Origin of the sequence: Xanthomonas vasicola (assembly GCF_000772705.2) — a bacterium.
Taxonomy (GTDB): domain Bacteria; phylum Pseudomonadota; class Gammaproteobacteria; order Xanthomonadales; family Xanthomonadaceae; genus Xanthomonas; species Xanthomonas vasicola.
Genome location: NZ_JSBW02000096.1, coordinates 130,396 through 155,275 on the forward strand (window position 1 = coordinate 130,396; position 24,880 = coordinate 155,275).

20 protein-coding genes are annotated in these 24,880 nt (G+C 62.8%); 10 read left to right on the top strand and 10 right to left on the bottom strand.

The features are described from left to right. Positions 1 to 54 precede the first annotated feature (54 nt). Entirely contained in the window at positions 55 to 1,884 is a 1,830-nt protein-coding gene (typA, locus tag NX05_RS20885; RefSeq protein WP_039436150.1) for a translational GTPase TypA, read from the bottom strand. A 243-nt stretch (positions 1,885 to 2,127) separates the two neighbouring features. Here typA and NX05_RS20890 point away from each other — a divergent pair, with 243 nt between their 5' ends. After that, positions 2,128 to 2,622 carry a peptidylprolyl isomerase gene (locus tag NX05_RS20890; RefSeq protein WP_010368631.1) on the top strand — a complete coding sequence of 165 codons (495 nt, stop codon included), beginning with the start codon at positions 2,128 to 2,130 and terminating at the stop codon, positions 2,620 to 2,622. A 116-nt stretch (positions 2,623 to 2,738) separates the two neighbouring features. Continuing rightward, positions 2,739 to 3,725 (top strand): malate dehydrogenase, encoded by a 987-nt coding sequence (locus NX05_RS20895; protein WP_017122816.1) that lies wholly within the window; start codon positions 2,739 to 2,741, stop codon positions 3,723 to 3,725. Between the two features lie 83 nt (positions 3,726 to 3,808). On the opposite strand, the gene NX05_RS20900 is transcribed toward NX05_RS20895, so the two are convergent. From NX05_RS20900 to NX05_RS20925, 5 genes are all read right to left on the bottom strand, one after another. Further along, positions 3,809 to 4,423, bottom strand: a complete 615-nt coding sequence (locus tag NX05_RS20900; RefSeq protein ID WP_010368625.1) for a glutathione binding-like protein — start codon at positions 4,421 to 4,423, stop codon at positions 3,809 to 3,811. A 422-nt stretch (positions 4,424 to 4,845) separates the two neighbouring features. Further along, the gene (locus NX05_RS20905; protein WP_010368619.1) at positions 4,846 to 5,307 is read right to left on the bottom strand and encodes a cell wall hydrolase; all 462 of its coding nucleotides are present in this window, start codon (positions 5,305 to 5,307) and stop codon (positions 4,846 to 4,848) included. A gap of 1,137 nt (positions 5,308 to 6,444) precedes the next feature. Then, positions 6,445 to 7,761: an MFS transporter gene (locus NX05_RS20915; protein ID WP_010368616.1), complete on the bottom strand. Its 1,317-nt coding sequence runs from the start codon at positions 7,759 to 7,761 to the stop codon at positions 6,445 to 6,447. 165 nt (positions 7,762 to 7,926) lie between these two features. Next, positions 7,927 to 9,966: an NADPH-dependent 2,4-dienoyl-CoA reductase gene (locus NX05_RS20920; protein ID WP_039436143.1), complete on the bottom strand. Its 2,040-nt coding sequence runs from the start codon at positions 9,964 to 9,966 to the stop codon at positions 7,927 to 7,929. A gap of 209 nt (positions 9,967 to 10,175) precedes the next feature. Beyond that, positions 10,176 to 11,198 carry a zinc-binding alcohol dehydrogenase family protein gene (locus tag NX05_RS20925; RefSeq protein ID WP_039436140.1) on the bottom strand — a complete coding sequence of 341 codons (1,023 nt, stop codon included), beginning with the start codon at positions 11,196 to 11,198 and terminating at the stop codon, positions 10,176 to 10,178. A gap of 414 nt (positions 11,199 to 11,612) precedes the next feature. On the opposite strand from NX05_RS20925, the gene NX05_RS20930 reads away from it, so the two are divergent. From NX05_RS20930 to NX05_RS20940, 3 genes are all read left to right on the top strand, one after another. Continuing rightward, positions 11,613 to 12,710: an OmpA family protein gene (locus NX05_RS20930; protein WP_010368610.1), complete on the top strand. Its 1,098-nt coding sequence runs from the start codon at positions 11,613 to 11,615 to the stop codon at positions 12,708 to 12,710. A gap of 193 nt (positions 12,711 to 12,903) precedes the next feature. Next, positions 12,904 to 13,413, top strand: coding sequence for a hypothetical protein (locus NX05_RS20935; RefSeq protein WP_010378428.1), 510 nt, complete (start codon positions 12,904 to 12,906; stop codon positions 13,411 to 13,413). Between the two features lie 19 nt (positions 13,414 to 13,432). Continuing rightward, entirely contained in the window at positions 13,433 to 14,290 is an 858-nt protein-coding gene (locus NX05_RS20940; RefSeq protein WP_039436126.1) for a pseudouridine synthase, read from the top strand. Here the strand turns inward: NX05_RS20940 and NX05_RS20945 are convergent. Together NX05_RS20945 and kbl are read right to left on the bottom strand one after the other, a co-directional pair. Next, the gene (locus tag NX05_RS20945) at positions 14,244 to 14,633 is read right to left on the bottom strand and encodes an HNH endonuclease (RefSeq protein WP_017117749.1); all 390 of its coding nucleotides are present in this window, start codon (positions 14,631 to 14,633) and stop codon (positions 14,244 to 14,246) included. The genes NX05_RS20940 and NX05_RS20945 overlap by 47 nt on opposite strands. Before the next feature lie 2 nt (positions 14,634 to 14,635). Then, positions 14,636 to 15,844 carry a glycine C-acetyltransferase gene (kbl, locus tag NX05_RS20950; RefSeq protein WP_039436124.1) on the bottom strand — a complete coding sequence of 403 codons (1,209 nt, stop codon included), beginning with the start codon at positions 15,842 to 15,844 and terminating at the stop codon, positions 14,636 to 14,638. A gap of 90 nt (positions 15,845 to 15,934) precedes the next feature. On the opposite strand from kbl, the gene NX05_RS20955 reads away from it, so the two are divergent. The 5 genes from NX05_RS20955 to NX05_RS20975 all read left to right on the top strand — a co-directional run bounded on the left by NX05_RS20955 (position 15,935) and on the right by NX05_RS20975 (position 20,928). Continuing rightward, on the top strand, positions 15,935 to 17,032 hold the full coding sequence (locus tag NX05_RS20955) for a sulfate ABC transporter substrate-binding protein (protein WP_010368597.1): 1,098 nt from the start codon (positions 15,935 to 15,937) through the stop codon (positions 17,030 to 17,032). 3 nt (positions 17,033 to 17,035) lie between these two features. Continuing rightward, positions 17,036 to 17,896 (top strand): sulfate ABC transporter permease subunit CysT, encoded by an 861-nt coding sequence (gene cysT / locus NX05_RS20960; protein WP_010368595.1) that lies wholly within the window; start codon positions 17,036 to 17,038, stop codon positions 17,894 to 17,896. Further along, a complete protein-coding gene (gene cysW, locus NX05_RS20965) occupies positions 17,893 to 18,846 on the top strand; it encodes a sulfate ABC transporter permease subunit CysW (RefSeq protein WP_010368593.1) in 954 nt (317 codons plus the stop codon). The genes cysT and cysW overlap by 4 nt, the downstream gene beginning before the upstream one ends. A 7-nt stretch (positions 18,847 to 18,853) precedes the next feature. After that, a complete protein-coding gene (locus NX05_RS20970; RefSeq protein WP_039436444.1) occupies positions 18,854 to 19,888 on the top strand; it encodes a sulfate/molybdate ABC transporter ATP-binding protein in 1,035 nt (344 codons plus the stop codon). Between the two features lie 329 nt (positions 19,889 to 20,217). Beyond that, complete coding sequence (locus tag NX05_RS20975; RefSeq protein WP_010368589.1) at positions 20,218 to 20,928, top strand: TorF family putative porin; 711 nt, start codon at positions 20,218 to 20,220, stop codon at positions 20,926 to 20,928. A 75-nt stretch (positions 20,929 to 21,003) separates the two neighbouring features. Here NX05_RS20975 and tdh read toward each other — a convergent pair whose 3' ends face one another. Then, positions 21,004 to 22,038 (bottom strand): L-threonine 3-dehydrogenase, encoded by a 1,035-nt coding sequence (gene tdh / locus NX05_RS20980; protein ID WP_017112224.1) that lies wholly within the window; start codon positions 22,036 to 22,038, stop codon positions 21,004 to 21,006. 398 nt (positions 22,039 to 22,436) lie between these two features. Beyond that, entirely contained in the window at positions 22,437 to 24,860 is a 2,424-nt protein-coding gene (locus NX05_RS20985; RefSeq protein ID WP_104607655.1) for a TonB-dependent receptor, read from the bottom strand. Positions 24,861 to 24,880: the final 20 nt, after the last annotated feature.

Here is a 24,880-nt window from a genome sequence, read left to right on the forward strand (position 1 = left end):
CGCGCGCGGATCCGGGCTATAGGGCTTGGTGCTCACGCGTGTCGGCCTGACACCTTAGCCCGAACGACCAGCGCGCTTACGGTCGCTTTCGGTCAGGAACTTCTTGCGCAGGCGAATTTCCTTCGGGGTGACTTCCACCAGCTCGTCGTCCTCGATGAAGTCCAGGGCCTGTTCCAGCGTGTACTTGATCGCCGGGGTCAGCTTGATCGCATCGTCCTTGCCAGAAGCGCGCATGTTGGTCAGCGGCTTGGTCTTGATCGCGTTGACGGTCAGGTCGTTGTCCTTGGAGTGGATACCGATCAGCTGACCTTCGTACACATTGTCGCCTTCGGCGGCGAACAGGCGACCACGCTCTTCCAACGGCCCCAGTGCATAGGCCGGCGTTGCGCCCGGTGCATTGGCAATCATCACGCCGTTCTGGCGCTTGGCGATCGCGCCCTGTTCCTTCGGACCGTAATGGTCGAACACGTGGAACAGCAGGCCCGAGCCCTGGGTCAGAGTGCGGAATTCGTTCTGGAAGCCGATCAGGCCACGCGCCGGGATCATGTAATCCAGACGCACGCGGCCCTTGCTGTCCGGCTCCATGTTCTTCAGCTGGCCCTTACGGGTGCCCAGCTTTTCCATCACGCCGCCCTGGTGCTGTTCTTCGATGTCCACCACCAGCTGTTCGATCGGCTCCATCAACTTGCCGTCGATTTCCTTGATGATCACTTCCGGACGCGACACGGCCAGCTCGTAGCCTTCACGACGCATATTTTCGATCAGCACCGACAGATGCAATTCGCCACGGCCGGAGACCAGGAACTTGTCGGCGTCGGAACCTTCCTCGACCTTCAGTGCCACGTTGTGCACCTTCTCGCGATCCAGACGGTCGCGCAGCTGACGGCTGGTCAGGAACTTGCCACCGGACAGGTCCTTGTTGCCGGCAAACGGCGAGTTGTTGACCTGGAAGGTCATCGAGATGGTGGGCTCGTCCACGGTCAGCGCCGGCAGCGACTCGGGGTGATCGAGCGCGCACACGGTGTCGGAAATGGTGAGCTCGGCCACGCCGGAGATGGCGACGATGTCGCCGGCCTCAGCGGTGTCCTGCTCGATGCGCTCCAGGCCCAGGAAGCCCAGCACCTGCAGCACCTTGCCCTGACGCTTCTTGCCTTCGCGGTCGATCACGCTGACCGGCATGTTCTTCTTCAGCACGCCGCGCTGGATGCGGCCGATGCCGATCACGCCGACGAAGTTGTTGTAGTCCAGCTGGCTGATGCGCATCTGGAACGGGCCGTCCGGGTCAACGTCCGGGGGCGACACATGCTGCATGATCGCTTCGTACAGCGGGGTCATGTCGCCGTCGCGCACGTCCGAATCCAGGCTGGCGTAGCCGTTCAGTGCGGAGGTGTAGACGATCGGGAAGTCCAGCTGCTCGTCGGTTGCGCCGAGCTTGTCGAACAGGTCGAACACCTGGTCGATCACCCAGTCCGGGCGTGCGCCGGGACGGTCGATCTTGTTGACCACCACGATTGGCTTGAAGCCCATCGCGAAGGCCTTCTGGGTCACGAAGCGGGTCTGCGGCATCGGGCCGTCCATCGCGTCGACCAGGATCAGCACCGAGTCCACCATCGACAGCACGCGCTCGACTTCGCCACCGAAGTCGGCGTGTCCCGGGGTGTCGACGATGTTGATGCGGTTGCCGTTCCAGGTGATGGCCGTGTTCTTGGCCAGGATCGTGATGCCACGCTCCTTTTCCTGATCGTTGCTGTCCATCACGCGCTCAGCCAACACAGTGCGTTCGGACAGGGTGCCGGACTGCTTCAGAAGGCAGTCGACGAGGGTGGTCTTGCCATGGTCAACGTGCGCGACGATGGCGATATTGCGGAGTTTTTCGATAGACATGCGGAAAGGGCCCCTGTCTGGCGCCAGTCTTGAGATGAGGTAAGCCCGACATTATAGCGGTTTCGTTGCGTTGCCGTTGCGGATGGGCAAAAGTCGGTTCAGATCGCCCATTCAGCCAGCGTGACGAGGCCCACGGCCGGGGCGAGGTGAGTCGTTGGACCATGGTCGTAACCACGCGGCCGGTCGCACGCCCGGGTGTATCCTAATGGGCTGTTGATCACTCCAGAACCTGCAAGGATTTCCATGTCCCTGATCGCCACCTTTGACACCTCCCGCGGCCCGATCGTTGTCGAGCTGTACCCGGAGAAGGCCCCGCTGACGGTTGCCAACTTCGTCAACCTGGCCAAGCGCGGCTTCTACAACGGCCTGAGCTTCCACCGTGTCATCGCCGACTTCATGATCCAGGGCGGTTGCCCGGAAGGTTCCGGCCGCGGCGGCCCGGGCTACCGTTTCGAAGACGAGGCCAACAATGGCGTCGGTCACGAGCGCGGCGTGCTGTCCATGGCCAACGCCGGCCCGAACACCAACGGCAGCCAGTTCTTCATCACGCACACCGCCACCCCGTGGCTGGACGGCAAGCACACCGTGTTCGGCAAGGTCACTCAGGGCCTGGACGTGGTCGATAGCGTTGCCCAGGGCGACACCATCAATACGCTTACAATCGAAGGCGACACCGACGCCGTGCTGGCCGCCAAGGCCGACCGCGTTGCGGAGTGGAATAAGATCCTCGCCGCCTGATCGCCTCCCGTCGAACGGCCGCCTTGTGCGGCCGTTTGCTTGTCAAAGCGCGCCGCCAGGCCTTGCGCTCCGCCAGCGCGCTACCCACCAACGCTTTTTAGCAGAGGAAACACCCCATGAAAGCACCTGTTCGTGTTGCTGTGACCGGCGCTGCCGGCCAGATCGGCTATGCCCTGCTGTTCCGCATCGCCTCCGGCGAAATGCTGGGCAAGGATCAGCCGGTGATCCTGCAATTGCTGGAACTGTCCAACGAGAAGGCCCAGGCCGCGCTCAAGGGCGTGATGATGGAACTGGAAGACTGCGCGTTCCCGCTGCTGGCCGGCATGGTCGGCACCGACGACGCCGAGGTGGCGTTCAAGGACATCGACGTGGCCCTGCTGGTCGGCGCGCGTCCGCGCGGCCCTGGCATGGAGCGCAAGGACCTGCTGCTGGAAAACGCCAAGATCTTCACCGCGCAGGGCGCGGCGTTGAACAAGGTCGCCAAGCGTGACGTCAAGGTGCTGGTGGTCGGCAACCCGGCCAACACCAACGCCTACATCGCGATGAAGTCGGCGCCGGATCTGAACCCGAAGAACTTCACCGCCATGCTGCGTCTGGACCACAACCGCGCGCTGAGCCAGCTCTCACTCAAGCTCGGTAAGCCGGTCGGCGGCATCGAGAAGCTGGTGGTGTGGGGCAACCACAGCCCGACCATGTACCCGGACTACCGTTTCGCCACCTCCGATGGCGCGTCCATCGGCGATGCGATCAACGACCAGGAATGGAATGCGTCCACTTTCATTCCGACCGTGGGCAAGCGCGGTGCGGCGATCATCGAAGCGCGTGGTCTGTCATCGGCAGCGTCGGCTGCCAATGCCGCCATCGATCACGTGCGTGATTGGGTGCTGGGCAGCAACGGCAAGTGGGTCACCATGGGCGTGCCGTCGGACGGCTCTTACGGCATTCCGGAAGGTGTGATCTTCGGCTTCCCGGTCACCACCGAGAACGGCCAGTACACCCTAGTCAAGGATCTGCCCATCGACGACTTCAGCCAGAAGTACATCGACAAGACCCTGGCCGAGCTGGAAGAAGAACGCAGCGGCGTGTCGCACCTGCTGGGCTGAGTTTTTCGGTCACTGCTGTGATGAAAGCGCCGGGCATTGCCCGGCGTTTTTTATTGCGTGTCGCGGGGCGCATGTCTGCGCTGTCAGGTCAGGCCTTCCGCCTTCAGTGCGGCCTGCACATCGGCATCGGCCAACATGCGTTGCACAAACGCCTGTAGCGCATCCAAGCCATCCAGATTCACGGCGACTTTCTGCGCCCACAGCAAGGTCACGAACAGATACGCATCGGCACCGGTGTGGTTGTCGCTGGCAAGCCAGGTGCGACCTTGCAGATGCGCATCGACGCGCTCGTACAGCGTGCGCAACTTGCTGCGTGCATCGTCTTGACTGCGCGCAATCAGCGCGGGGTCTTGCAGATACGCCGTGCTGCCGAAGATCGGCTTGAACGCGGGATGCACGTCGGCATTGACGAAGGCGATCCAGCGATTGATTTCGGCACGGCTGCGCGCGGTGCCATCGCCGGACAGGCCGCTCAGCGGTGCGATGTCGGCGATGTAATTGAGGATGGCGGCATTCTGGGTCAGTGCCCAATCGTCGATCAACAGCAGCGGTACGGCGCCGGCTGGGTTCAGGCGCAGATACTCGGGAGATTTCATCGTCGCCGCTTCGACCACGCTCAGGTCGAACGGCAACCCCGACCAACGCAACACGATGTGATCTGCCAGCGAACAGGCGCCGGGCTTGGTGTACAGCTTCATGGACGATCCACACGGGAATGAGGTCCTAAGCTTAGCGGGCGGGCGACGCCGTGTGGAGCGTGCAGTTGGTGATTGAAAGCTGCAGCAGGGGCCGCGCCACTGGGCCCGGCGGTCGCGCCGGTTGCGGTTGTGTCGATGCTAATGCGGGCGCCAAGGTGGCCAGCGCGCGGCAGTCGGCGGCTGCGGCTCCTGAGTGATCAGGGCCATTTTGCAACCTATCCAGGTGAGGGAGTGCATCGACGTGTGACACGGCTTTATGCCGTGCTGATCAATCGTCATGCGGCGCTGTATTCGTCGCGCTGCAGCGACATGAGCATCTCGACGACGGTGTCTAGAGACGCGCCGAACGCGTCGGCAGTGCATCGCAGCGGCAGGACATCTTCGTGACACAGAACTAAAAGGCACGCTGCGACATTGCGCGCTCAGGACGCGTTGCGCGGGCGCAATGTCTGCACGCGATAGAACGTGTGGTCGCCGATGGTCGCCACCTGATAGGCATTACGCCAGCTGGGGCTCGCAATTGCGCTTGCGGCAAAGTGACTGGCACCCGGCACGATCTCTTTGCGCTGGCCAACCGGTAGTGCCCAGTTGCGCTGCGCCGCCAGTGCCACGTCCAACGCCTTGTTCCAGGCATCGTCGTTCTTCAGCTGCGTACCCGGCGCCACAATTGTCGGTGCGAACTGCTTGCGTGCAGTGACCACCTGACACATCGAATCGCCCCACAAACCGCTATCCAGGCGACGCAACGCAACTTCCGCAACGGCCTGTTGGCCACGCAAGGTCTGGTCGCGCGCCTCCAGATAAACGGTGGTACTCAAACACAGTGAATCTGCGGCTGGCTGCGGCAACACATGCGACAGCCAGAGTATCCAAACAAGTTTCATAGAACTCCTTGCTCCGTATGGGCCGTTCCGCAGAGCATCCAATGTGGATGCACCAGTACAGAGGGCTTGGCGTCATGGGGAGGCGACCTGCAAAGGGGCGCCAAAGTTTCCGGCGAAAGAACATCTGCCGAAGGTGCCCACCAAATGCGGTGGGTCAAAAAGTTGGCGCAAGGTAGGCGCCCATCACATAATCGTGGCTGAATGAGACGGGTTGACGATTGCGATTGCTTGCGATGTCTAGCGATGCGCAACATCGCGCCGTGCACTGCAGTATTGGATCTGCGTCGCATCGTTGCAGCGACTGTTGTGTTGCGTTACTGCATCGCCGTTTCGCGCGCGTTGATGCCATTACTTGCTGGCTTGAAATGTCGTTGGAATGGACCAAAGAAAGCGGATTTCATAGCGTGTGAGATTTGTGCACGCACTCATCACGTGGTGTTGTGTTTTCGAAGTTGCGTACTGCCGTTTCGCACGTTGCTTCGTGTGGATGTACTCGCATACAAGAGCTGTGGAAGCGCGGGGAGTAGCGGAAGTGCGAAGTGCATGAGATGCAGTTGTCGTGGGTGCTGCACGACTGATGATCTATGCAGCATCCGTTGATGCGGGAAGATGCGCAGTCTTGACGCATGTTTCCGATGGCAGCAGCAGAGGCAGCAGAGACGCAAGTTGTTGCATGAAAGCTAAGTTGCCATCACAACGCGGTTGCCGTCATTGGATGAGGTCGAAGGTTACTTGGCGATAGGCTGAAAGAACCTGTCGATCATTCGATGTGTCGATGATGTATTCGACTGCACTATGTTTTCCAAGATTGCATGCTTATAAGCGTAAGCGTGCGAAGGCGCGGAAATACGGAAGCGCAGGAGAAAGAAGCCTCGAGGCACGTCTGTACCAAAGAAAAGAGGCATCGGCATGTCAGGTGCGATAGCCAGTGCAACATGGAATGGCATCAGAAACTCGCATCCACCTTGCAAAATCTCCATCGAATGACGAGTAGCGCAGTGCGATCGCATCTTGGGGCGACACCTATGCTGTAGCGAAAATTGAAAATCAACAACGCACGCAGCAGGTATTAAGCAAAGCGCACTCTTGGTATGTAACTGCACATACAAGAAAAATTGCGCACATCAGGTTTGCAATTCAATCAATGACGTTGCGCAAATCGCGAGTTGGCACTGTTGTGCTTCTTCCGGAAAACACTGCAGCACCATGCGCAGCGCAGGCGATCAACAGGCAAAGTGTGCCGCACACGATTGGGCCCAGCGCCATTGCCCAAGTCAGATGATGGTGTGCGCCGACGCGGTGGCTGCATGCACTCAGCAACAGACCAATCAACGCGCTGCCCGCTGCCAATGCGAGTTGAGCGCTCGCCGTGAGTACGGCGAACCCTCGTGCTTGTTGCGCAGCTGTTTGCGTAGTCACGAGTTCTGCGTGGCGCGCCCACACCCATTGGTTGATGCTACCTGCCGCCATTCCCATGGCGCACGCCAGCACTGCATCCCACAGTGTGCTGCGGGTCGTGGCGATGGCGAACACCAACCCCGATAACGAGAGTGCAGCGCCACAGCTGACCAAACGACCCAGGGTTGCGGTGGGCCAGCGTGCCGCCAGTGGTTGCACCAGCATCGTGCCCATTGCATAGCTGATCAACACCGCACTGCTCCATCCTGCGGCGCCAAGTTGTGATTGGGCTAGGTACGGAGCCAGCTTGGTAAAGGTCGGCAAGGCCAGCGTTAGTGTTGCCAACACTGCCAGCGGTAGCAGTTCCGCGCGCTGCCACTGCGCTGCAGGTATGAGTGCCGACACTTCCGCAATCGGGTGAACGTGCAGTTGCAGCGTTTGGCGTAACCACCACGCCGAAAGCAGCGCGATACTGCTTACCAGTGCGACGATCAGTAATGCTGTCGACGCTGCATTGTGATCACCGGCCTTCAATACCAGCCCGATCGCTGCGCTGACCAGTAAAGCTGCCAAGCCGCTTCCGATCAGGCGCACTGCGCTGACACCACGTGCACCGCGCCAGGGCCAGCGCGCAAGCCCCAACAGCGTATTTTGCGCGACATCGCCCACCGCATATGCAGCGCGAAACGGTAGGCTGAGCAGCAGCACGCTGATAAGGCGGGCAGCGGGTGGAAGCAGCGGAGTTACGAACACCAGCGACAGCGTAACTGCGGCCAACGCAATGCCTTGCCACTGTGTCCGTCCCACCCGTGCCAGGTTAGTGTCAGCGCGCCAACGCTGTGCGGCAATCAGCCCCATCATTGCGCTGACGACCAATCCGCCCGCCACCGAAAACCCGGCTGCGACCGCACTCAGGCCAACATGTTCGGTCAACGCAAAAATCAGTAGCAATTCGCCGGTGAACCAGAGCAGGCTCTTGCCGAAATGGGCTGCAGCGTAGGCAAGCAGTGCAGCCGGCGGGAGCGCAGTGGGTAATGCGTGCGGTGGCGATGACATGCGACCAGTTATAGCCTAGCCGCACGACAGGAAAAAGAGCGCAGCCGGTGCAGACCACGGCATGTGCAACCATGCCGGCGCTGCTCACGCTGCATGCAGGTCAGGAATGCAGTCGAACCTCGAGCGCAGCGGCGTCAGCGTAGTGACGTCGTGCTGGCGAATCCCTTACAACGCCGCCGCCAGCCGACTCGCCTGGTTGATCGCGCGTTTGGCATCTAGTTCAGCGGCGACGTCGGCGCCACCGATCAGATGCGGCTGCTGGCCATTGGCTTGCAGCGCGGCTAGCAACTCGCGACGTGGCTCCTGCCCGGCACACACCACCACGGTGCCGACGTCGAGCAACTGCTCGCTACCTTCTACGCGAACGCGCAGGCCAGCATCGTCCACGCCTAGATATTCCACGCCGCCAAGCATTTTGACGCCCTTGGCCTTGAGCGTGGCGCGGTGGATCCAGCCGGTGGTCTTGCCCAGGCGGGCACCGGGCTTGCCGGGGCTGCGCTGCAACAGCCAGACCTGACGGGCAGGGCGCTCGGGCTGCGGTCTGGTCAACGCACCGCGTGTTTCGAAGCTCGGGTCCACGCCCCATTCGGCCATCCAGCGTTGCGGGTGCAGCGACGGCGATTCGCCCGTGTGCACCAGAAACTCGCCCACATCAAAACCAATGCCACCCGCACCGATGATCGCCACCCTGTCGGCGGCCACGTGGCGGCCCAGCACAACGTCGAGATAGCTCACCACCATCGGATGATCGGCGCCGGGGAAATCCACCTTGCGCGGCTCGATGCCCGTCGCCAGCACGATCTCGTCGAAGTCTTTCAGATCGGCCGCCTGCACGCGGGTGTTCAAGCGCAGCTGCACGCCGGTCGCTTCGATGCGATGGCCGAAATAGCGCAAGGTCTCGTTGAATTCCTCCTTGCCCGGGATGCGTTTGGCGACATTGAACTGCCCGCCAATCGCATCGCTTGCATCGAACAAGGTCACCTGGTGGCCACGTTCTGCTGCCACCGTCGCGCAGGCCAGGCCGGCCGGGCCTGCACCAACCACGGCAATGCGCTTGGGCGTGGTGGTTGGCGTGTAGTTGAGTTCGGTCTCGTGTGCGGCGCGTGGGTTGACCAGACAGGTGGCCAGCTTGTTGTCGAACACGTGATCCAGGCACGCCTGGTTGCAGGCGATGCAGGTGTTGATGGTGTGCGACTGCCCGGCGCGCGCCTTATTGGTCCACTGCGGATCGGCCAGCAGCGGCCGTGCCAGCGACACCATGTCTGCCGCGCCGTCGGCCAGGATGCGTTCGGCCACTTCGGGCATGTTGATTCGGTTGGTCGCTACCACCGGAATGCGCAGATGCGGCTTGAGCTTGGCAGTGACGCCGGCAAACGCGGCGCGCGGCACTGAGGTAGCAATGGTGGGAATGCGCGCTTCGTGCCAGCCGATGCCGGAATTGATGATGGTGGCGCCAGCCCCTTCAATCGCCTGCGCCTGCGCCAGAATTTCTTGCCATTGGTTGCCGTCTTCGACCAGATCCACCAGCGACAGCCGGTAGATGATGATGAAGTCCGGCCCACAGGCTTCGCGGATGCGCCGCACGATCTCCACTGCAAAGCGCATGCGCTTGGTGGCATCGCCGCCCCAGGCGTCGCTGCGCTGATTGGTGCGCGCGGCGGTGAATTCGTTGATCAGATAGCCTTCCGAGCCCATCACCTCGACGCCGTCGTAGCCCGCCTCGCGTGCCAGCCGCGCGGCGCGCGCATACGCGCCGATCTGCCGGTCGACTGCACCAGCCGACAACGCGCGCGGAGTGAACGGGTTGATCGGTGCCTTGAGTTTGGATGGCGCCACCGACAGCGGGTGGTAGGCATAGCGCCCGGCATGCAGCAACTGCAGGCAGATCTTCGCGCCGTGTGCGTGGACCGCGCGGGTCACCTGGCGATGCGGGCGCACTTCCCACGGCCACGACAACTTGCCGCCAAATGGCTTCAGCCAGCCCACCACGTTCGGCGAAAACCCGCCGGTCACGATTAGGCCCACGCCCCCGGCTGCGCGCTCGGCGAAATACGCCGCCAGCTTGGGGAAATCGCGCGCACGGTCTTCAAGACCCATGTGCATCGAGCCCATCAGGACGCGGTTGCGCAATTGCGTGAAGCCCAGATCGAGCGGGGTGAACAGGTGGGGGAAGGGCGAGGCGGACGGGCCGGTGGCGGGCGACATGATTTGGATACGCTGGCGTACGGAGTGCGCACGATGCCGGCAAACGGGCTTGGTGGCAAGTCCTCCGGCATCAGCGCTGCCGCAGGGTGCCGCGGGTTTGATCAGAAATACGCCTTCGCTACCGCCTGCACGCACCGCGCCCCGATGCGCAGGTGCTGTGCTCTGCGCACCCCGACGCATCGCGTCTGCGAACCAACCCGGCCGGCTTATTACCAGCCGGCCAGCACCAACTTGCCGATCATGCTGCCGCTTTCCAGCCGACGGTGCGCTTCGCGCAGCTGCTGTGCATTGATCGGCGACAGCGTTTCGGTGTGCGTGGTGCGCAGCTCGCCGGCATCAATCAGGCTGGCCGCCCGGTTGAGAATGCGGTGCTGCTCGACCATATCGTCGGTCGCGTAGCGCGCGCGGGTGAACATCAGTTCCCAATGGACGCCGATGCACTTGGATTTGTACGGCTCGCCTATCATCAGCGGCCCGCGCGGCTCCACGATCAAGCCCACGTGCCCCTGCGGCGCCAGCACCTCGCCCAGTTGCTGCCAGTAGCGGTCGGTGTCGGCCAGATTGAGCGCTGCATCCACTGTGTCCATCCCCAGCGCCTGCAGTTGCGGTTGCAGCGGTTGGTGATGATCAACGAAGTGGTGCGCGCCCATCTGGCGTACCCACTCGATGCTCTCCGGGCGCGAGGCGGTGGCAATCACCGTGAAGCCGGCATGCCGCGCCAACTGGATCGCGATGGAGCCCACACCACCGGCGCCGCCGATGATCAACAGATGCCTGCCGCGATTGCGCGCACCGTCGAAGGCAAATGGCATGCGCTGGAACAGCAGCTCCCACGCGGTCAGGGTGGTCAGCGGTAGCGCGGCTGCCTGCGCGAAGCTCAGCGAGGTCGGCTTGCATCCGGCGATGCGTGCATCCACCAGTTGGTACTGCGCGTTACTGCCTTGCCGCCCGATATCGCCGGCGTAGTAGACCTCGTCGCCCACGGCAAAGGCCGTGACCTCCGGGCCGACCGCCTCGATCACCCCGGCAGCGTCGTAGCCCAGGATCTTCGGGGCCTGCAGCGGCTGCGGCTTGGGCGCGCGCACCTTTGTATCGACCGGATTCACCGAGATCGCTTCCACTCGCACCAATAAGTCATACCCCGATGGCGCTTCGGGCATCGGAAGTTCCATGTCAAGCAACGACTCCGGGTCGTCGATCGGAAGGTGGCGAGTGAGGGCGACAGCTTTCATCGGGACGCTCCTGGTGGGAAGTTCAGGGTGCGTTGTGGAGTAAGTCCACTGCAACTACCAACCCCACAATTCAGCTCGGACGAGGCTTGGCGTTCACTAACGTACTTTTGGGTTGAGCTTGAAACGCTGAAAACCAGTTAGTTAGGAACCGTATTCAAGTGACTTAAGTGGGCTGCGGTTCATGCAGGTGCGCTACTCGAATTGAGCACCCGTTCCTTTCCTTCATGAAGCTGTATACGTAGTATTGCGTGGGATTGCGGGACGTGGTGATTGCTTTCACATGTTATATGACCGTTAACGCGATCTTCACCGAGGCCGGCTTAATCTGCGCCCCGATGGCTCTGGATGTGACGAGCATCTTTAACAAGCACAACGCCTCTATCGGTTTTATCTCCCAAAGAAGGAGCTGTATAAATGAACAAGAAAATTCTCACTGCCGCGTTGCTCGGCGGTCTGGCAGTTGCCCAGGCTGCTTCCGCGCAGGAGTTCGATGACCGTTGGTACCTGACCGGTAGCGCTGGCTTCAACTTCCAGGACAGCGATCGCCTGACCAATGATGCCCCGTTCGTCACCCTGGGTCTGGGCAAGTTCGTCAGCCCGAACTGGTCGATCGATGGCGAACTGAACTATCAGAACCCGAACTTCGATGCCAACCAGGATCTGAACTGGAGCCAGTACGGCATCTCGTTCGATCTGCGTCGCCACTTCATCCAGGAAGGCCGCGGCTGGAACCCCTACCTGCTGTTCGGTCTGGGCTATCAGCGTTCGGAAGAAGAATTCGACGCGACCCCGAACCCGGTGTCCCCGGGCCAGCAGAAGGACGGCAACTTTGCCGCCAAGGCTGGTGTCGGTCTGCAGACCACCTTCGACAAGCGCGTCGCCGTGCGTGCCGAGTTGGCCTACCGCGCTGACTTCAACGACCAGAGCGTTGCTGCCCCGCGCGAAGACTGGTTCGGCGACGTGCTGGCTTCGGTCGGCGTCGTGATCCCGTTGGGACCTGCTCCGTCGACCGCTCCGCCGCCGGCTCCGGCTCCGGTTGCTCCGAGCTGCGCCGATCTGGATGACGACGGTGACGGCGTCAACAATTGCGACGACAAGTGCCCGAACTCGCAGCCTGGCCAGACCATTGGTCCGGACGGTTGCCCGGTTCCTGTCTCGATCGACCTGAAGGGCGTGAACTTCGACTTCAACAAGTCGACCCTGCGTCCGGATGCGATCTCGATCTTGAGCGAAGCGACCGAAATCCTGAAGCGTTACCCCGACCTGAAGGTCGAGGTTGCCGGTCACACCGACTCGAAGGGTACCGACGCGTACAACCAGAAGCTGTCCGAGCGTCGTGCGACCACCGTGTACGACTACCTGACCAAGAACGGCGTCGATGCGTCGCGTCTGGTCGGCCCGATCGGCTACGGCGAGAGCCGTCCGATTGCTCCGAACACCAACCCGGATGGTTCTGACAATCCGGAAGGTCGTGCGAAGAACCGTCGTACCGAGCTGAACGTCCAGAACTAATTGGACCGCTAGCTTTGCTGCAGACAAAACCCGGCCTTGCGCCGGGTTTTGTCTGTGCAGGCCCTGGAAAAGCGCGCTCGAGCGCCGCTGATGCTGTCTGTGTTGTCACCCAGGCACGGTTCCTGTTGAAACAGCGTTCATCGCTGCCTACACTCGCCGCGTCAACACCATACTCATACTTGGAAAAACCCCGATGCTGCGTACCGCTACGGCAGGACTGCTCTGTCTCGCTCTGATTCCCGCCGCCTACGCCGCTCCGAACTGCGCTGGCAGCACGGTGTCCCAGCCGCTGCCGTTGCCCGCTACCGTCGTCGCACCGGCGGCTGCCGAGTTCTACACGCGCAGCGTGCAGCTGGGTATGCCCACTGGCGTGCTGGCACAGCCCTATAGCAGCGATCAGTCGGTGGACCGCGTGCTGCTGCGTTTGCGCGTGGAAGGCTGCCAGGACTTGGCCAAGGTCATTCCGCCCGGCGGCGCCGTCAACCCGAATGATCCGGCGGCCTACAAGGCCAAGACGGCGTTCGATAACACCCCGTGGCGCTTCGACATGAGCCAGAACGGCAAGCGCATGACGGCAGAAGAATTCGATGCCTGGATGAAGTCGCGCGGTGTGCGCGTGGTCAAGGCACGTCCGGCCGCTGGCGCGGCACCGGCAGCGCCCGCCGCACCTGCGGCCGACGCTAAGCCGGTCGAGAACAAGTAAGCCGCGCGGTCGGGACGGCATGCCCCGGCGGCCTGCGCCGGCAACGTCCCGGCAACGTCAGCGTGGTCTGGGTGCGGCAGGCGCAACGCGTGCGCCCGATGCGGCACCCGGCAATGCCGCGCCACGCCATGGGCTGGCGCGCGTGTTGTCCAAGCTTGGGGTTTGTTCGCGCACCGAAGCCGCGCGTCGGATTGCCGATGGCCGCATGAGCGTGTCGGCACGCGTGGTGCGCGACCCCGAATTTCCGATCCGCGCCGATCAGCACTCCTCCATCACTGTCGACGGCTCGCCACTGGCGGGGCCAGCGCGCTGCTATCTGATGCTCAACAAGCCGCGCGGCGTGGTCACCACCGTGCGCGACGAGCAGGGCAGGGACACGGTGTATCGCTGCTTCGATGGTGCCGGGCTGCCGTGGATCGCCCCGGTCGGTCGCTTGGACAAGGCGAGCGAAGGCCTGCTGCTTTTCAGCAACGACCCGAAGTGGGCGGCGACGGTGACCGACCCGACGACCGGGCCGGACAAGACCTACCACGTGCAGATCGATTGCCGGCCCAGTGCCGCGCAACTGGCGCAGTTGCAGGCCGGTGTGGTCGATCCGGATCTTGAGGGCGAGGGCATGCTGTTGTGCGCCAAGCGGGTCAGCGTGCTGCGCGAAGGCGAACGCAATGCCTGGCTGGAAATCGTGTTGGACGAAGGGCGTAATCGGCAGATCCGCCGGTTGTTGGCTGCGGTGGACATCGGTGTGCTGCGGCTGATACGCGTGGCGATCGGCCCGCTGGCGATGGGTGAACTAGGCAAAGGTGCGTGGCGAATGCTCAGCGCCGAAGAATTCAGGGCGCTGCTGCCGGCGCCCGCCAGCGCGCCAGACGCGCGCTGAGCAGGGCGCTCACCACTTCGTAAGCGCGCGCATCGCCGGCACCGTTGGCATCGTGACGGCGGCCTTTGGCGTGATTACAGCCGGCACAGGCCAGGGCGAGATTGCGCGCATCGTTGGCATCGTCGCCGACCAATGCACACAGCGCCGCCGCCGCGTGCCGCCCGAACCAGGCTTGCGGCACCACGTGTTCCAGCGTGGTGTGGCCAAGCGGCTCGCCATCGGCGCGTATCTGCAGATGCCGACGGCAATGCAGGCAGCGCGTATCCCAATGACCGTCGAGCAGTTGCGCCTGCGCATCGGTCTGCGCCGCCAGCAGCAGCCGTTGGCGCAGGACCGTGCGCATGCTCAGGCGTCGATGACCTTGAGTTCGCGCCCGATCTTGATGAAGGCCTCGATCGCTTGATCCAGGTGGTCGCGCGTATGCGCCGCGCTGATCTGAGTTCGGATACGCGCTTGCCCCTTGGGCACCACCGGGAAGAAAAAGCCGATGGCGTAGATGCCTTCTTCCAGCAAGCGCTCGGCGAATTTTTGTGCCAGCGGTGCGTCGTACAACATCACCGGGCTGATCGGATGCACGCCCGGTTTGACATCGAAACCGGCGGCGGTCATGCGCTCGCGGAAATATCGGGTGTTTTCGACCAGCTGCGTGCGCAGCTCGCCGGCGGCATCCAGCATCTCGAAAGCCTTGATGCCGGCAGCCACCACGTGCGGCGGCAACGAGTTGGAGAACAAGTACGGACGCGAACGTTGGCGCAGCAGTTCGATCACTTCGCGCTTTGCGGTGGTGAAGCCGCCGAGTGCGCCGCCCATGGCTTTGCCCAGCGTGCCGGTGAAGATATCGATCTGGTCGAGCACGCCCTTGACCTCGGCCGAGCCGCGGCCGGTGGCGCCAAGAAAGCCGGTGGCGTGGCATTCGTCGATATGCACCAGCGCGTTGTATTTGCGCGCCAGGGCGGTGATTTCGTCCAGCGGGGCGATGAAGCCGTCCATCGAGAACACGCCGTCGCTGGTGATCAGCTTGGTCTTGCACCCGGCGGCGTCGGCGGCCTGCAGCTGCGCTTCCAGGTCGGCCATGTCGCAGTTGGCGTAGCGGAAGCGTTTGGCCTTGCACAGGCGCACGCCATCGATGATGGAGGCGTGGTTGAGCGCGTCGGAAATGATCGCGTCGTGCTCGCCGAGCAGCGGTTCGAACAGACCGCCATTGGCATCGAAGCAGGCGGCGTAGAGGATGGTGTCTTCGGTGCCGAAGAACTCGGCGATGGTGCGTTCGAGCTGCTTATGCAGATCCTGGGTGCCGCAGATGAAGCGCACCGAGGCCATGCCGAAACCGTGGCTATCCAGCGCGTCCTTGGCGGCCTGGATGATGCCCGGGTGGTCGGCCAGACCGAGATAGTTGTTGGCGCAGAAGTTCAGCACGCGGCGGCCATCGGCCAGGGTGATTTCGGCCGACTGCGAGCCGGTGATGATGCGCTCGGACTTGAACAGGCCCTGGGCCTGGATGGCGTCCAGTTCGGCGGCGTAATGGGCGGTCAGCGCGGCGGGAGCGGTGGTCATGGCGGTCGCAGTGGCAGAAAGAAGCGCAATGTTAACGATCACCGTGGCATACCACTACGTCATGCAAAATCGGCATAAGCAGCGGCGCTGATGTCATTTCACCGCCTGCGTGCCGCTGCGCAGCATGGCATGCTTGCTGTTCAGCTGTGCTCAACCGGCCAGGAGATCGTCGTGACATACCCCCGTTTCCGTTTTGCCTCCCTTCTTTGCGCCTTGCTGGTCCTGGCCGGCCCGGCTGGCGCACGCGAGATCGGGCTGCTCAACGTGAGCTACGACCCTACCCGCGAGTTCTATCGCGACTACAACACTGCCTTTGCCGCGCACTGGAAACAGCAGCATCCGCAGGACACCGTCACCGTGGAAACCTCGCATGGTGGCTCGGGCAAGCAGGCGCGCGCTGTGATCGACGGCATCGAGGCCGACGTGGTGACGCTGGCGCTGGCCTACGACGTGGATGCCATCGCGCAGAAGTCCAAGCTGATCGATACCGATTGGGAAAAGCGCCTCCCCGATAACAGTGCGCCGTACACCTCGACCATTGTGTTTCTGGTGCGCAAGGGCAACCCGAAGAACATCCACGACTGGCCAGACCTATTGCGCTCGGGCGTGGCGGTGGTGACACCGAACCCGAAGACCTCCGGTGGCGCGCGCTGGAACTATCTGGCCGCCTGGGCGTACGCCGACCATATCTTCAAGGGCGACCGCGAGCGCATCGTGCGCTATATGCAGGCATTGTTCCGCAACGTTCCGGTGCTGGATACCGGCGCGCGCGGCGCCACAACCACGTTCGTGCAGCGTGGCATCGGCGATGTGCTGCTGGCCTGGGAAAACGAGGCGCTGCTGGCGCGCGAGGAACTGGGCAAGGACAAGTTCGAGATCGTGGTGCCGAAGTTGTCGATCCTGGCCGAGCCGTCGGTGGCATTGGTCGACAAGAATGTCGACAAGCATGGCACCCGCGATGTGGCCGAAGCCTACCTAAGCTATTTGTACGCGCCGGAAGGGCAGAAGCTGGCAGCCAAGCATTTCTATCGCCCGCGGCATCCGGAATTTGCCGACCCGGCAGACATGGCGCGTTTTCCGGATATCAAGCTGGTGACTATCCAGCAGGCATTCGGCTCGTGGGACAAGGCGCAGCAGGAGCACTTCGCCGACGGTGGCGTGTTCGACCAAATCCAGGCCAACAAGTAGGCGATGTCGATGTCGGTTGCACCGCACCCAGCGCCCTCATCGCGCCGCCGCGTGATGCCGGGACTGGGCCTGAGTTTGGGGATCACGTTGACCTGGCTTGGTTTGATCGTGCTTATCCCGCTGTTGGGCATCTTCATCAAGACCAGTGGCCTGGGCTGGGAAGGTCTGTGGCGGGTATGGAGCGAGCCGCGCGTACTGTCTGCGCTGCGGGTGAGTTTCGGCACCGCGTTTGCGGCTGGCGCCTTTAATGCGGTGATGGGCACCTGGGTGGCGTGGGTGTTCGTGCGCTACCAGTTTCCGGGCAAGCGCTTCTTCGACGCGGTGATCGATCTGCCGTTCGCGTTGCCGACTGCGGTGGCCGGCATTGCGCTGACCGCGCTGTATGGAGGCAATGGCTGGGTGGGGCGTTGGCTGGAGGCAATCGGTATCAAAGTCGCCTACACGCAGCTGGGTATCGTGCTGGCGCTGGTGTTCGTCGGCTTGCCGTTCGTGGTGCGCGTGGTGCAGCCGGTGCTGGCCGAAAGCGATCGTGAAATAGAGGCTGCCGCTGCCACATTGGGTGCCTCGCGCTGGCAGACGGTATGGCGAGTGGTGCTGCCCGGCGTGTGGCCGGCGGTGCTGACCGGATTTGCGCTGGCATTTGCGCGGGGCGTGGGTGAGTACGGCTCGGTGATCTTTATCGCCGGCAACCTGCCCAATTCCACTGAGATCGCGCCGCTGCTGATCACCATCCGGCTGGAGGAGTTCGACTACGCCGGCGCCACCGCCATTGCCGCGGCCATGTTGTTGCTGTCGTTCGTGATTTTGCTGGTGGTCAATACGTTGCAGGCATGCCTGCTGCGCTATCAACGGAGGCCCGTATGAGCGATGCTGTTTCCTCGCTGCCCTCCATGTTGCCCACCCATGCCATGACCAAGCAGGCGCGTCGCATCACCGATTCGGCCACCAATGAGTCGCGTTGGGTGCAATGGCTGATGATCCTGGGTGCTTTGCTCTTTTTGCTGGCGTTTCTGCTGCTGCCGCTGGTGCTGGTGTTCGCCGAGGCGTTGCGTGGCGGTTGGGAGACCTTCCTGCGCGCGGTGGTCGACCCCGATGCGTTGTCGGCGGTCAAACTGACCTTGTTGGTGACGGCGATCGTACTGCCGTTGAATCTGATATTCGGCGTGGCTGCTGCGTGGGCCATCAGCAAGCATCAGTTCTGGGGCAAACGTCTGCTGGTCAGCCTGATCGACCTGCCGTTCTCGGTGTCGCCGGTGGTGGCGGGCTTGATTTTCGTGCTGATCTTCGGCCGCAGCGGCTGGGCCTGGCCGTTGATCGACGAAGGCTGGCATGTGCAGTTGCCGGCGCTGGGCGAATGTGTGATTCAGCTGCCGCGGATCGTGTTTGCGTTGCCGGGCATCGTGCTGGCGACGACGTTCGTGACCTTCCCCTTCATCGCGCGCGAGTTGATGCCGCTGATGGAGCAGCAGGGCAGTGACGAAGAACTGGCGGCATTGAGCCTGGGTGCGAGCGGCTGGCAGATGTTCTGGCGGGTGACCCTGCCCAATATCCGCTGGGGCCTGTTGTACGGCGTGCTGTTGTGCGCCGCGCGTGCGATGGGTGAATTCGGTGCGGTGTCGGTGGTGTCCGGGCATATCCGTGGACGCACCAACACGCTGCCGCTGCATGTGGAAATTCTCTACAACGAATATGCCTACAGCGCCGCGTTTGCCTGCGCCTCGCTGCTGGCATTGACTGCGCTGCTGACGTTGGCGCTGAAGACGTATCTGGAATGGCGGCACGGCGATTCGCTGGCCGCCAACCACCGCCACTGAGGTGACCATGGGCATCCGCATTCACCACCTGCGCAAGCAGTTCGAAAGCTTCACCGCACTGGACGACATCAGTCTGGAAGTGCGGCAGGGCGAGTTGCTGGCGCTGCTTGGGCCCTCCGGCTCGGGCAAGACCACGCTGTTGCGGATCATGGCCGGGCTGGAGCATGCCGATGGCGGGCAGGTGCTGTTCGGCGATGAAGATGCCACCCGCATGAGTGTGCAATCGCGCCGGGTTGGCTTCGTGTTCCAGCACTACGCGTTGTTCAAGCATATGGACGTTTTCGAGAACATCGCGTTCGGTTTGCGCGTACGCCGTGGCAATGAGCGTTGGGCCGAGGCGCGCATTCGCGCACGCGTGGAAGAACTGCTGGCGCTGGTGCAACTGCAGGGTCTGGAACAGCGTTATCCCACTCAGCTCTCCGGCGGCCAACGGCAGCGCGTGGCGTTGGCGCGTGCGCTGGCAATCGAGCCGCGCGTGCTGCTGTTGGACGAGCCGTTCGGTGCGCTCGACGCCCAGGTCCGGCGCGATCTGCGGCGCTGGTTGCGCGCGTTGCACGAGCGCACCGGGCTGACCACGGTGTTCGTCACGCATGATCAGGAGGAGGCCTTGGAGCTGGCCGATCGGGTCGCCATCCTCAATCATGGCCGCATCGAACAGTTGGATACGCCGGCGGTGATCTACGATCGCCCTGCGTCGCCCTTCGTTTACTCTTTTGTGGGCGCGGTGAACCGCATTCCCGGCGTGCTGGCGCAGGGCCAGATCGACGTGGCCGGGCACGCGCTGCCTGCCAACGACAGCGGTCTGGTTGCCGGTCCGGTCGATGTCTACGTACGGCCGGAGGACCTGGTGCCGGATCCGGCAGGGTGGCCGGCGACAGTGGAGTGGGCCCAGCGCAGCGGTGGGCGATTGCGCTTGCGCGCCACGTTGCAGCCGGCCGGCAACGAGGTCGAGGTCGAACTGCCGGCTTCGGCAGGCGGCTACCAGCCGGGCGAGCCGCTGCGCCTGGCTGCGCGCCACTACGGCGTGTTCCCCGCCAACTGACGACCACCGCCCGGGCCCAGCAGCGCGGCCAGGCATCGTACGGTTTGCAGACCGCATGACGTGGAGCTCAGCCTTGGGTTTGCTTCGTTTTCTCCCGACACCGTGTGGGGGAACGGGCATCTTTGTGTGCGCCCTGTCTCAAGAAGAGCCCGCCTGAGTCGATTACGTGGCCAGTGACACACCAAGCGGATCCGTGGAGAGCTGCGCGGATGTGCGCTGTGTCAAGCGAGCGAAATAGCGATGTTGCACTGCAGGGACGACTGAATTAAGAAGTCATGGCAGGCCTCGCTTCGCGCAATCCGACCGCCCTTCGTTTTTGGAGATGCCCTATGAAGCTGTTTTCGCCTATGTGCTGTGCCCTTTTGTTGAGCAGCGTCGCCCCGCTCGCGTACGCAGAGGAAGCAAGCACCGCCTCGCCGTTGTCCGGTACCTTCGCTGTCACCAGCGACTACGTGTTCCGCGGCATTTCCCAGACCAATGGCGATCCCGCATTTCAGGCCGGGCTGACCTATAAGCACCCCTCTGGCTTCTACGTGGCTGCTTGGACATCCAACGTTGATCCCGGCGCGGGAGATCCGGACTGGGAAGTGGATGGAACGGTTGGCTATGGCGTCGAACTGGGCAAGCAGTGGGACCTCGATGTCGCCCTCACCCGCTACAACTATCCGGGGGCGGGCGAGACGAACTACAACGAACTGGTCACCAAGACGACATTCCTGAAAACCTACAGCCTGACCGTCGGGTACACCAACGATCTGTACGGCAGCAAGACCGACGGCTATTACTACGCGCTGGACGCAGTGTGGCCGCTGCCGCACAAGTTCAGCGTCGGAGCACACGTCGGGCACACCATCTACACCTCGGCATTGAGGCAGGTAGATCACGATTACAACGATTATGCGATCACCGTCGGCAAGAGTTTCGGCCCGCTTGCGTTGAGCGTCGGCTACTACGACACCAGCGAGCCTGCCGAATTCGGGTTCGGTCGTCCCAATACCGAAGGCCGGACCGTCGCCACCGCCACGGTGACGTGGCCATGACACGACCACGCTGAGCGGACCGGCAAAAGGCGCCTGGCGGCGCCTTTTGCGTTTGCGTTTCGATCTGCGCTTGGATCAGTTCCAGCTGAGCACGACCTTGCCGGCCTTGCCCTGTTCCATCAGGTCGAAACCTTTCTGGAAATCGTCGATCGGCAGCTGATGGGTTAGCACCTTGTGCAGCGGAAAACCCGACAGCACCAGCTGCGTCATCTTGTACCAGGTCTCATACATCTTGCGGCCGTAGATACCTTGCACGGTCAGGCCCTTGAAGATGATCTTGTCCCAGTCGCAACCGGCACCGCGCGGTATGATGCCGAGCATCGCAATCTTGCCGCCGTGGTACATGCAATCGAGCATGTCGTTGAACGCGCGCGGGTTGCCGCTCATTTCCAGGCCTACGTCGAAGCCTTCCATGTGCAGGTCGGCCATGACGTCCTTGAGCGAGGTCTTGGAGACATTGACCACGCGCGTGGCGCCCATGTCGGCCGCCAGCTTGAGACGGAAATCGTTGACGTCGGTGACCACCACATTGCGCGCACCGATGTGCTTGCAGATGCCGGCGGCAATGATCCCGATCGGGCCGGCACCGGTGATCAGCACATCTTCGCCGATGACGTCAAATTCCAGCGCGCAGTGCGCGGCATTGCCGTAGGGGTCGAAGAACGCGGCCAGCTCGGAGGGAATCTGGTCCGGGATCGGCCACAGGTTGCTGGCCGGCATCAGCATGTATTCGGCGAAGGCACCATTGACGTTGACGCCGATGCCCACCGTGTTGGGGCACAGGTGCGGGCGGCCGCCGCGGCAGTTGCGGCAGTGGCCGCACACGATATGGCCTTCGGCCGACACGCGCTGGCCAACCTGGTAACCGGTCACCGCCGAACCGAGCTCGGCCACGCGACCGACGAACTCATGGCCAATGGTCAGACCGGGCTTGATGGTGCGCTGGCTCCACTCATCCCACAGGTAGATGTGCAGATCGGTGCCGCAAATGGCGGTCTTTTCCAGCTTGATCAGCACATCGTTGGGGCCGGGCGTCGGCACGGGCACCTGTTCCAGCCAGATGCCTTTGTTCGCTTCGCGCTTGACCAGCGCCTTCATCGTCTGCGCCATCTGGCGGAACCTGCTGAGTGAAAGTAAGGCGGCGATTATAGGCGTCGGGGCCTGTATGCCATGCGGCGGTGCGGGAAGGAGCTTTATCGAGCGGCTGAGGTCCGCCGGGAGGGTGGGCTAGGGGAGTTCCTTCTCCATTCCGGACACGGTGCCGCGTAGCGCCGGGAGAGGTCGGCGCTACGCGGTATGTTGCCGCCTAAGATGGCAAGCGCGTCGCCACGCATTGCCAAGGTGAATCATCGGCCTCACCCAATCGACCTCAGCTTCGTGCCGCGGTCCTATCCGGTCCGGGGTGCGTTGCGGCACAGACGCTTCTGGGCAAGCACGCCAGTGGCGCGCTTGCTGTGCCTTTTCGCCCCCACGTGAGAAGGGGCAATTGCGGAGCAGTCAGGCGCTGCTTAGAACTTCACATCCAGACTCAAGAAATACTGCCGCGGCGCGCCCACCACCATGGTCTGGTTGTAGCCGTCCGGATCGGAGGCGACATAGCCGTTGGTGCCGGTGCTGGCGAAGTAGCGTTTGTCGGTAAGGTTGGTGACGTTGAGCGCCAGCGCCACATCCGCCACACCGCCAACACGGCCGAAGTCGTAACGCGCGCCGGCATTGAACAGCCAGTACGACGGCACCTGCGAGTCGTTGAGGAAGGTGATGTAGCGCTTGTCCACGTACTTGCCGTCCAGATCCAGAAGCAGGTTGCCGATCTGGTAGCTGGCGCTGGAAGAGAACATCAACGCCGGGATGCCGACCACATCCTTGCCGGACGTCGCAACCACACCGTTGTTGAGGTAATCGTCCTGGTAACGCGAGCGGTTCCACGAGAGCGAATTCAACCAGCTCACGCCTTCGGTCGGCCGCCACATCAGTGCCAGATCCGCACCGGCGCTATGCACCGCGCCGACGTTGCTGAGGATCGAGGCGCAGGTCTGCACCGCGGTGCACGGCGAGGTGGTCAACAGACGGTTGGAGAACTTGGTGAAGTAGGCATCGGCCGACAGCTGGAACTGCGCGTCCTGCACGCGATAGCCCACCTGCACGGTCTGCGATTCTTCCGGCTCCAGCGTGGCGCGGCTGCGGTCGAAGGCGGCCTGCGAGGTGGCGAATGGGGTGAAACCGAAGGCGGCGATGTTCTTGCTGTAGGACGCGTAGAGGTCCTGGCGCTCGTCGAGTTTGTAATTCACGCCCACCTGCGGCAGGAAATTATCTTCGGCGCGGATGCGGCCTTGTGCCAGTGCGGTGGTCGGTACCAGCGATTGCGCGCGCGTGGTGGTGCTGAGCGCCTTTGCACCGTAATTCAGCGTCAGGCGGTCGTCGAGCAGGTGCACGGTGTCCTGCAGGTACAGCATGCGTGTCTGCGTGGTGTAGCGCTGCAGGAAGTCGCGGCGGAACGGGGTCTGTGCTTCGTACACGTTGTACAGCGAGGTGTAGCCCTCGTTGCCGAGCGCGAAGTAATTGCGGCCCTGCGAGGTACGCGCGTTTTCTGCCCATGCGCCCACTTCCAGATCGTGATTGCCCCACGACCATTTCAATGCGCTGGTACCGCCGAAGCGATCCAGGCCGTAGTCGGTGGTGCGCATCGACAGCGGCATCTGCGCGGAGGTGGGCACATACGGTGTCACCCATTGGCCTTCGCCACGATTGCCGTGGTAATAGCCGCTGGCATCGAGCGTGGCACCGCCGAACACGAACGTGCCCGACAGGCCTGCCAGGTTGTCGCGACGCAGGCCGCCGCCGGCGTAATAGCTGGCATCGAGCCAGCTGTAGTCGCTGGGCAGGCCGGCCAGCGATTGCGGGTAGCCGTTGGCCACGCCGCTGGTGGCCCCGGTGTTCTGATACGCGCGTGCCATCTGCACGGCGGTGGCCCAATCCGGCTGCAGGTAATCGTAGTCCCAGCCGAGCGCGCGCTGGCTGGTCAACGACAGATCCATGTAGTCGTATTCCTTGCGCCGCGAGGTATCGACGAACAGGCTCAGGCGGTTGCCGTCGCCCCACTGGTACACCGTCTTGAGATTGGCCTGTTCGGATGTCTGATCGCCATAGCCCTTCCATTTGTCGGTGCTGGCATTGGCATACGACAGATACGCCGACAACCCATCGCGATCACCGGTGTCGGCGCGCACGAAGGTGCGGCGCGTTGCATCGCTGCCCACCGTCTGCACCAACCGTGCGCCAGGCGTGGTCTGCGGGTCGGCCGAGTAGAACTGCATGGTGCCGCCGAGATTGGTGTTGGACGCAGTGCCTAGTGCACCGGCGCCCTGCGCAATTTCCACCGAACCGAGGTTTTCCGAAATGATGGCGCGCGTGATGTGCAGGCCATTGGTCACGCCATAGCTCATGTTGCCCAGTGGAATGCCATCGAGCGTGTAACCCAGGCGGCTTTGGTCGAAGCCATGCAGGGTCACCTGCGTGGACCATTCGTAGGTGCCGAATGGATCGGCGGACTGGAACTGCACGCCGGGCAGTTTTTCCACTGCCTTGAATGCGCTGCTGCCGGGCGTCAGCTGCTCGATGTCCTGCTGGCTGATGCGTTGCACCTGGCGCGTGCTGCCTTGCGACACCACATTGATTGCATCCAGTTGCGTTGCATTGGCGGCGTCGGCCACAGGTGTCGCTGCCTCCGCTGCCGGAGCAACGGCAACCGGCTCAGCCGGCGACGCGGCCTGCGAAATGACGGGAAGCAGCGTTGCCAGGGCAAGCGCCAGCGGTGTGACATGAAAGCGACGAGCGGAAGTCATGGGGGAGTCCTGTTCGGCCACGGCTGAGGGCGGACGCACGGTGCAAAGCCGGCGTTTCGCGACGCAGGGTGTCAACGGCTCATGAAACATTGATGACGGTCGCTGTCGCA

What these genes read in the sequence shown, in the direction of transcription:
- NX05_RS20970 (WP_039436444.1), top strand. Translation starts at nt 18,854, where the DNA reads ATGGGCATCCGCATTCACCACCTGCGCAAGCAGTTCGAAAGCTTCACC.
- NX05_RS20915 (WP_010368616.1), bottom strand. Translation starts at nt 7,761, where the DNA reads ATGTCATCGCCACCGCACGCATTACCCACTGCGCTCCCGCCGGCTGCA.
- NX05_RS20900 (WP_010368625.1), bottom strand. Translation starts at nt 4,423, where the DNA reads ATGAAGCTGTACACCAAGCCCGGCGCCTGTTCGCTGGCAGATCACATC.
- NX05_RS20935 (WP_010378428.1), top strand. Translation starts at nt 12,904, where the DNA reads ATGCTGCGTACCGCTACGGCAGGACTGCTCTGTCTCGCTCTGATTCCC.
- NX05_RS20920 (WP_039436143.1), bottom strand. Translation starts at nt 9,966, where the DNA reads ATGTCGCCCGCCACCGGCCCGTCCGCCTCGCCCTTCCCCCACCTGTTC.
- NX05_RS20985 (WP_104607655.1), bottom strand. Translation starts at nt 24,860, where the DNA reads ATGTTTCATGAGCCGTTGACACCCTGCGTCGCGAAACGCCGGCTTTGC.
- NX05_RS20940 (WP_039436126.1), top strand. Translation starts at nt 13,433, where the DNA reads ATGCCCCGGCGGCCTGCGCCGGCAACGTCCCGGCAACGTCAGCGTGGT.
- NX05_RS20945 (WP_017117749.1), bottom strand. Translation starts at nt 14,633, where the DNA reads ATGCGCACGGTCCTGCGCCAACGGCTGCTGCTGGCGGCGCAGACCGAT.
- NX05_RS20925 (WP_039436140.1), bottom strand. Translation starts at nt 11,198, where the DNA reads ATGAAAGCTGTCGCCCTCACTCGCCACCTTCCGATCGACGACCCGGAG.
- kbl (WP_039436124.1), bottom strand. Translation starts at nt 15,844, where the DNA reads ATGACCACCGCTCCCGCCGCGCTGACCGCCCATTACGCCGCCGAACTG.
- NX05_RS20955 (WP_010368597.1), top strand. Translation starts at nt 15,935, where the DNA reads ATGTCATTTCACCGCCTGCGTGCCGCTGCGCAGCATGGCATGCTTGCT.
- tdh (WP_017112224.1), bottom strand. Translation starts at nt 22,038, where the DNA reads ATGGCGCAGACGATGAAGGCGCTGGTCAAGCGCGAAGCGAACAAAGGC.
- NX05_RS20975 (WP_010368589.1), top strand. Translation starts at nt 20,218, where the DNA reads ATGAAGCTGTTTTCGCCTATGTGCTGTGCCCTTTTGTTGAGCAGCGTC.
- typA (WP_039436150.1), bottom strand. Translation starts at nt 1,884, where the DNA reads ATGTCTATCGAAAAACTCCGCAATATCGCCATCGTCGCGCACGTTGAC.
- NX05_RS20930 (WP_010368610.1), top strand. Translation starts at nt 11,613, where the DNA reads ATGAACAAGAAAATTCTCACTGCCGCGTTGCTCGGCGGTCTGGCAGTT.
- NX05_RS20905 (WP_010368619.1), bottom strand. Translation starts at nt 5,307, where the DNA reads ATGAAACTTGTTTGGATACTCTGGCTGTCGCATGTGTTGCCGCAGCCA.
- NX05_RS20895 (WP_017122816.1), top strand. Translation starts at nt 2,739, where the DNA reads ATGAAAGCACCTGTTCGTGTTGCTGTGACCGGCGCTGCCGGCCAGATC.
- cysT (WP_010368595.1), top strand. Translation starts at nt 17,036, where the DNA reads ATGTCGATGTCGGTTGCACCGCACCCAGCGCCCTCATCGCGCCGCCGC.
- cysW (WP_010368593.1), top strand. Translation starts at nt 17,893, where the DNA reads ATGAGCGATGCTGTTTCCTCGCTGCCCTCCATGTTGCCCACCCATGCC.
- NX05_RS20890 (WP_010368631.1), top strand. Translation starts at nt 2,128, where the DNA reads ATGTCCCTGATCGCCACCTTTGACACCTCCCGCGGCCCGATCGTTGTC.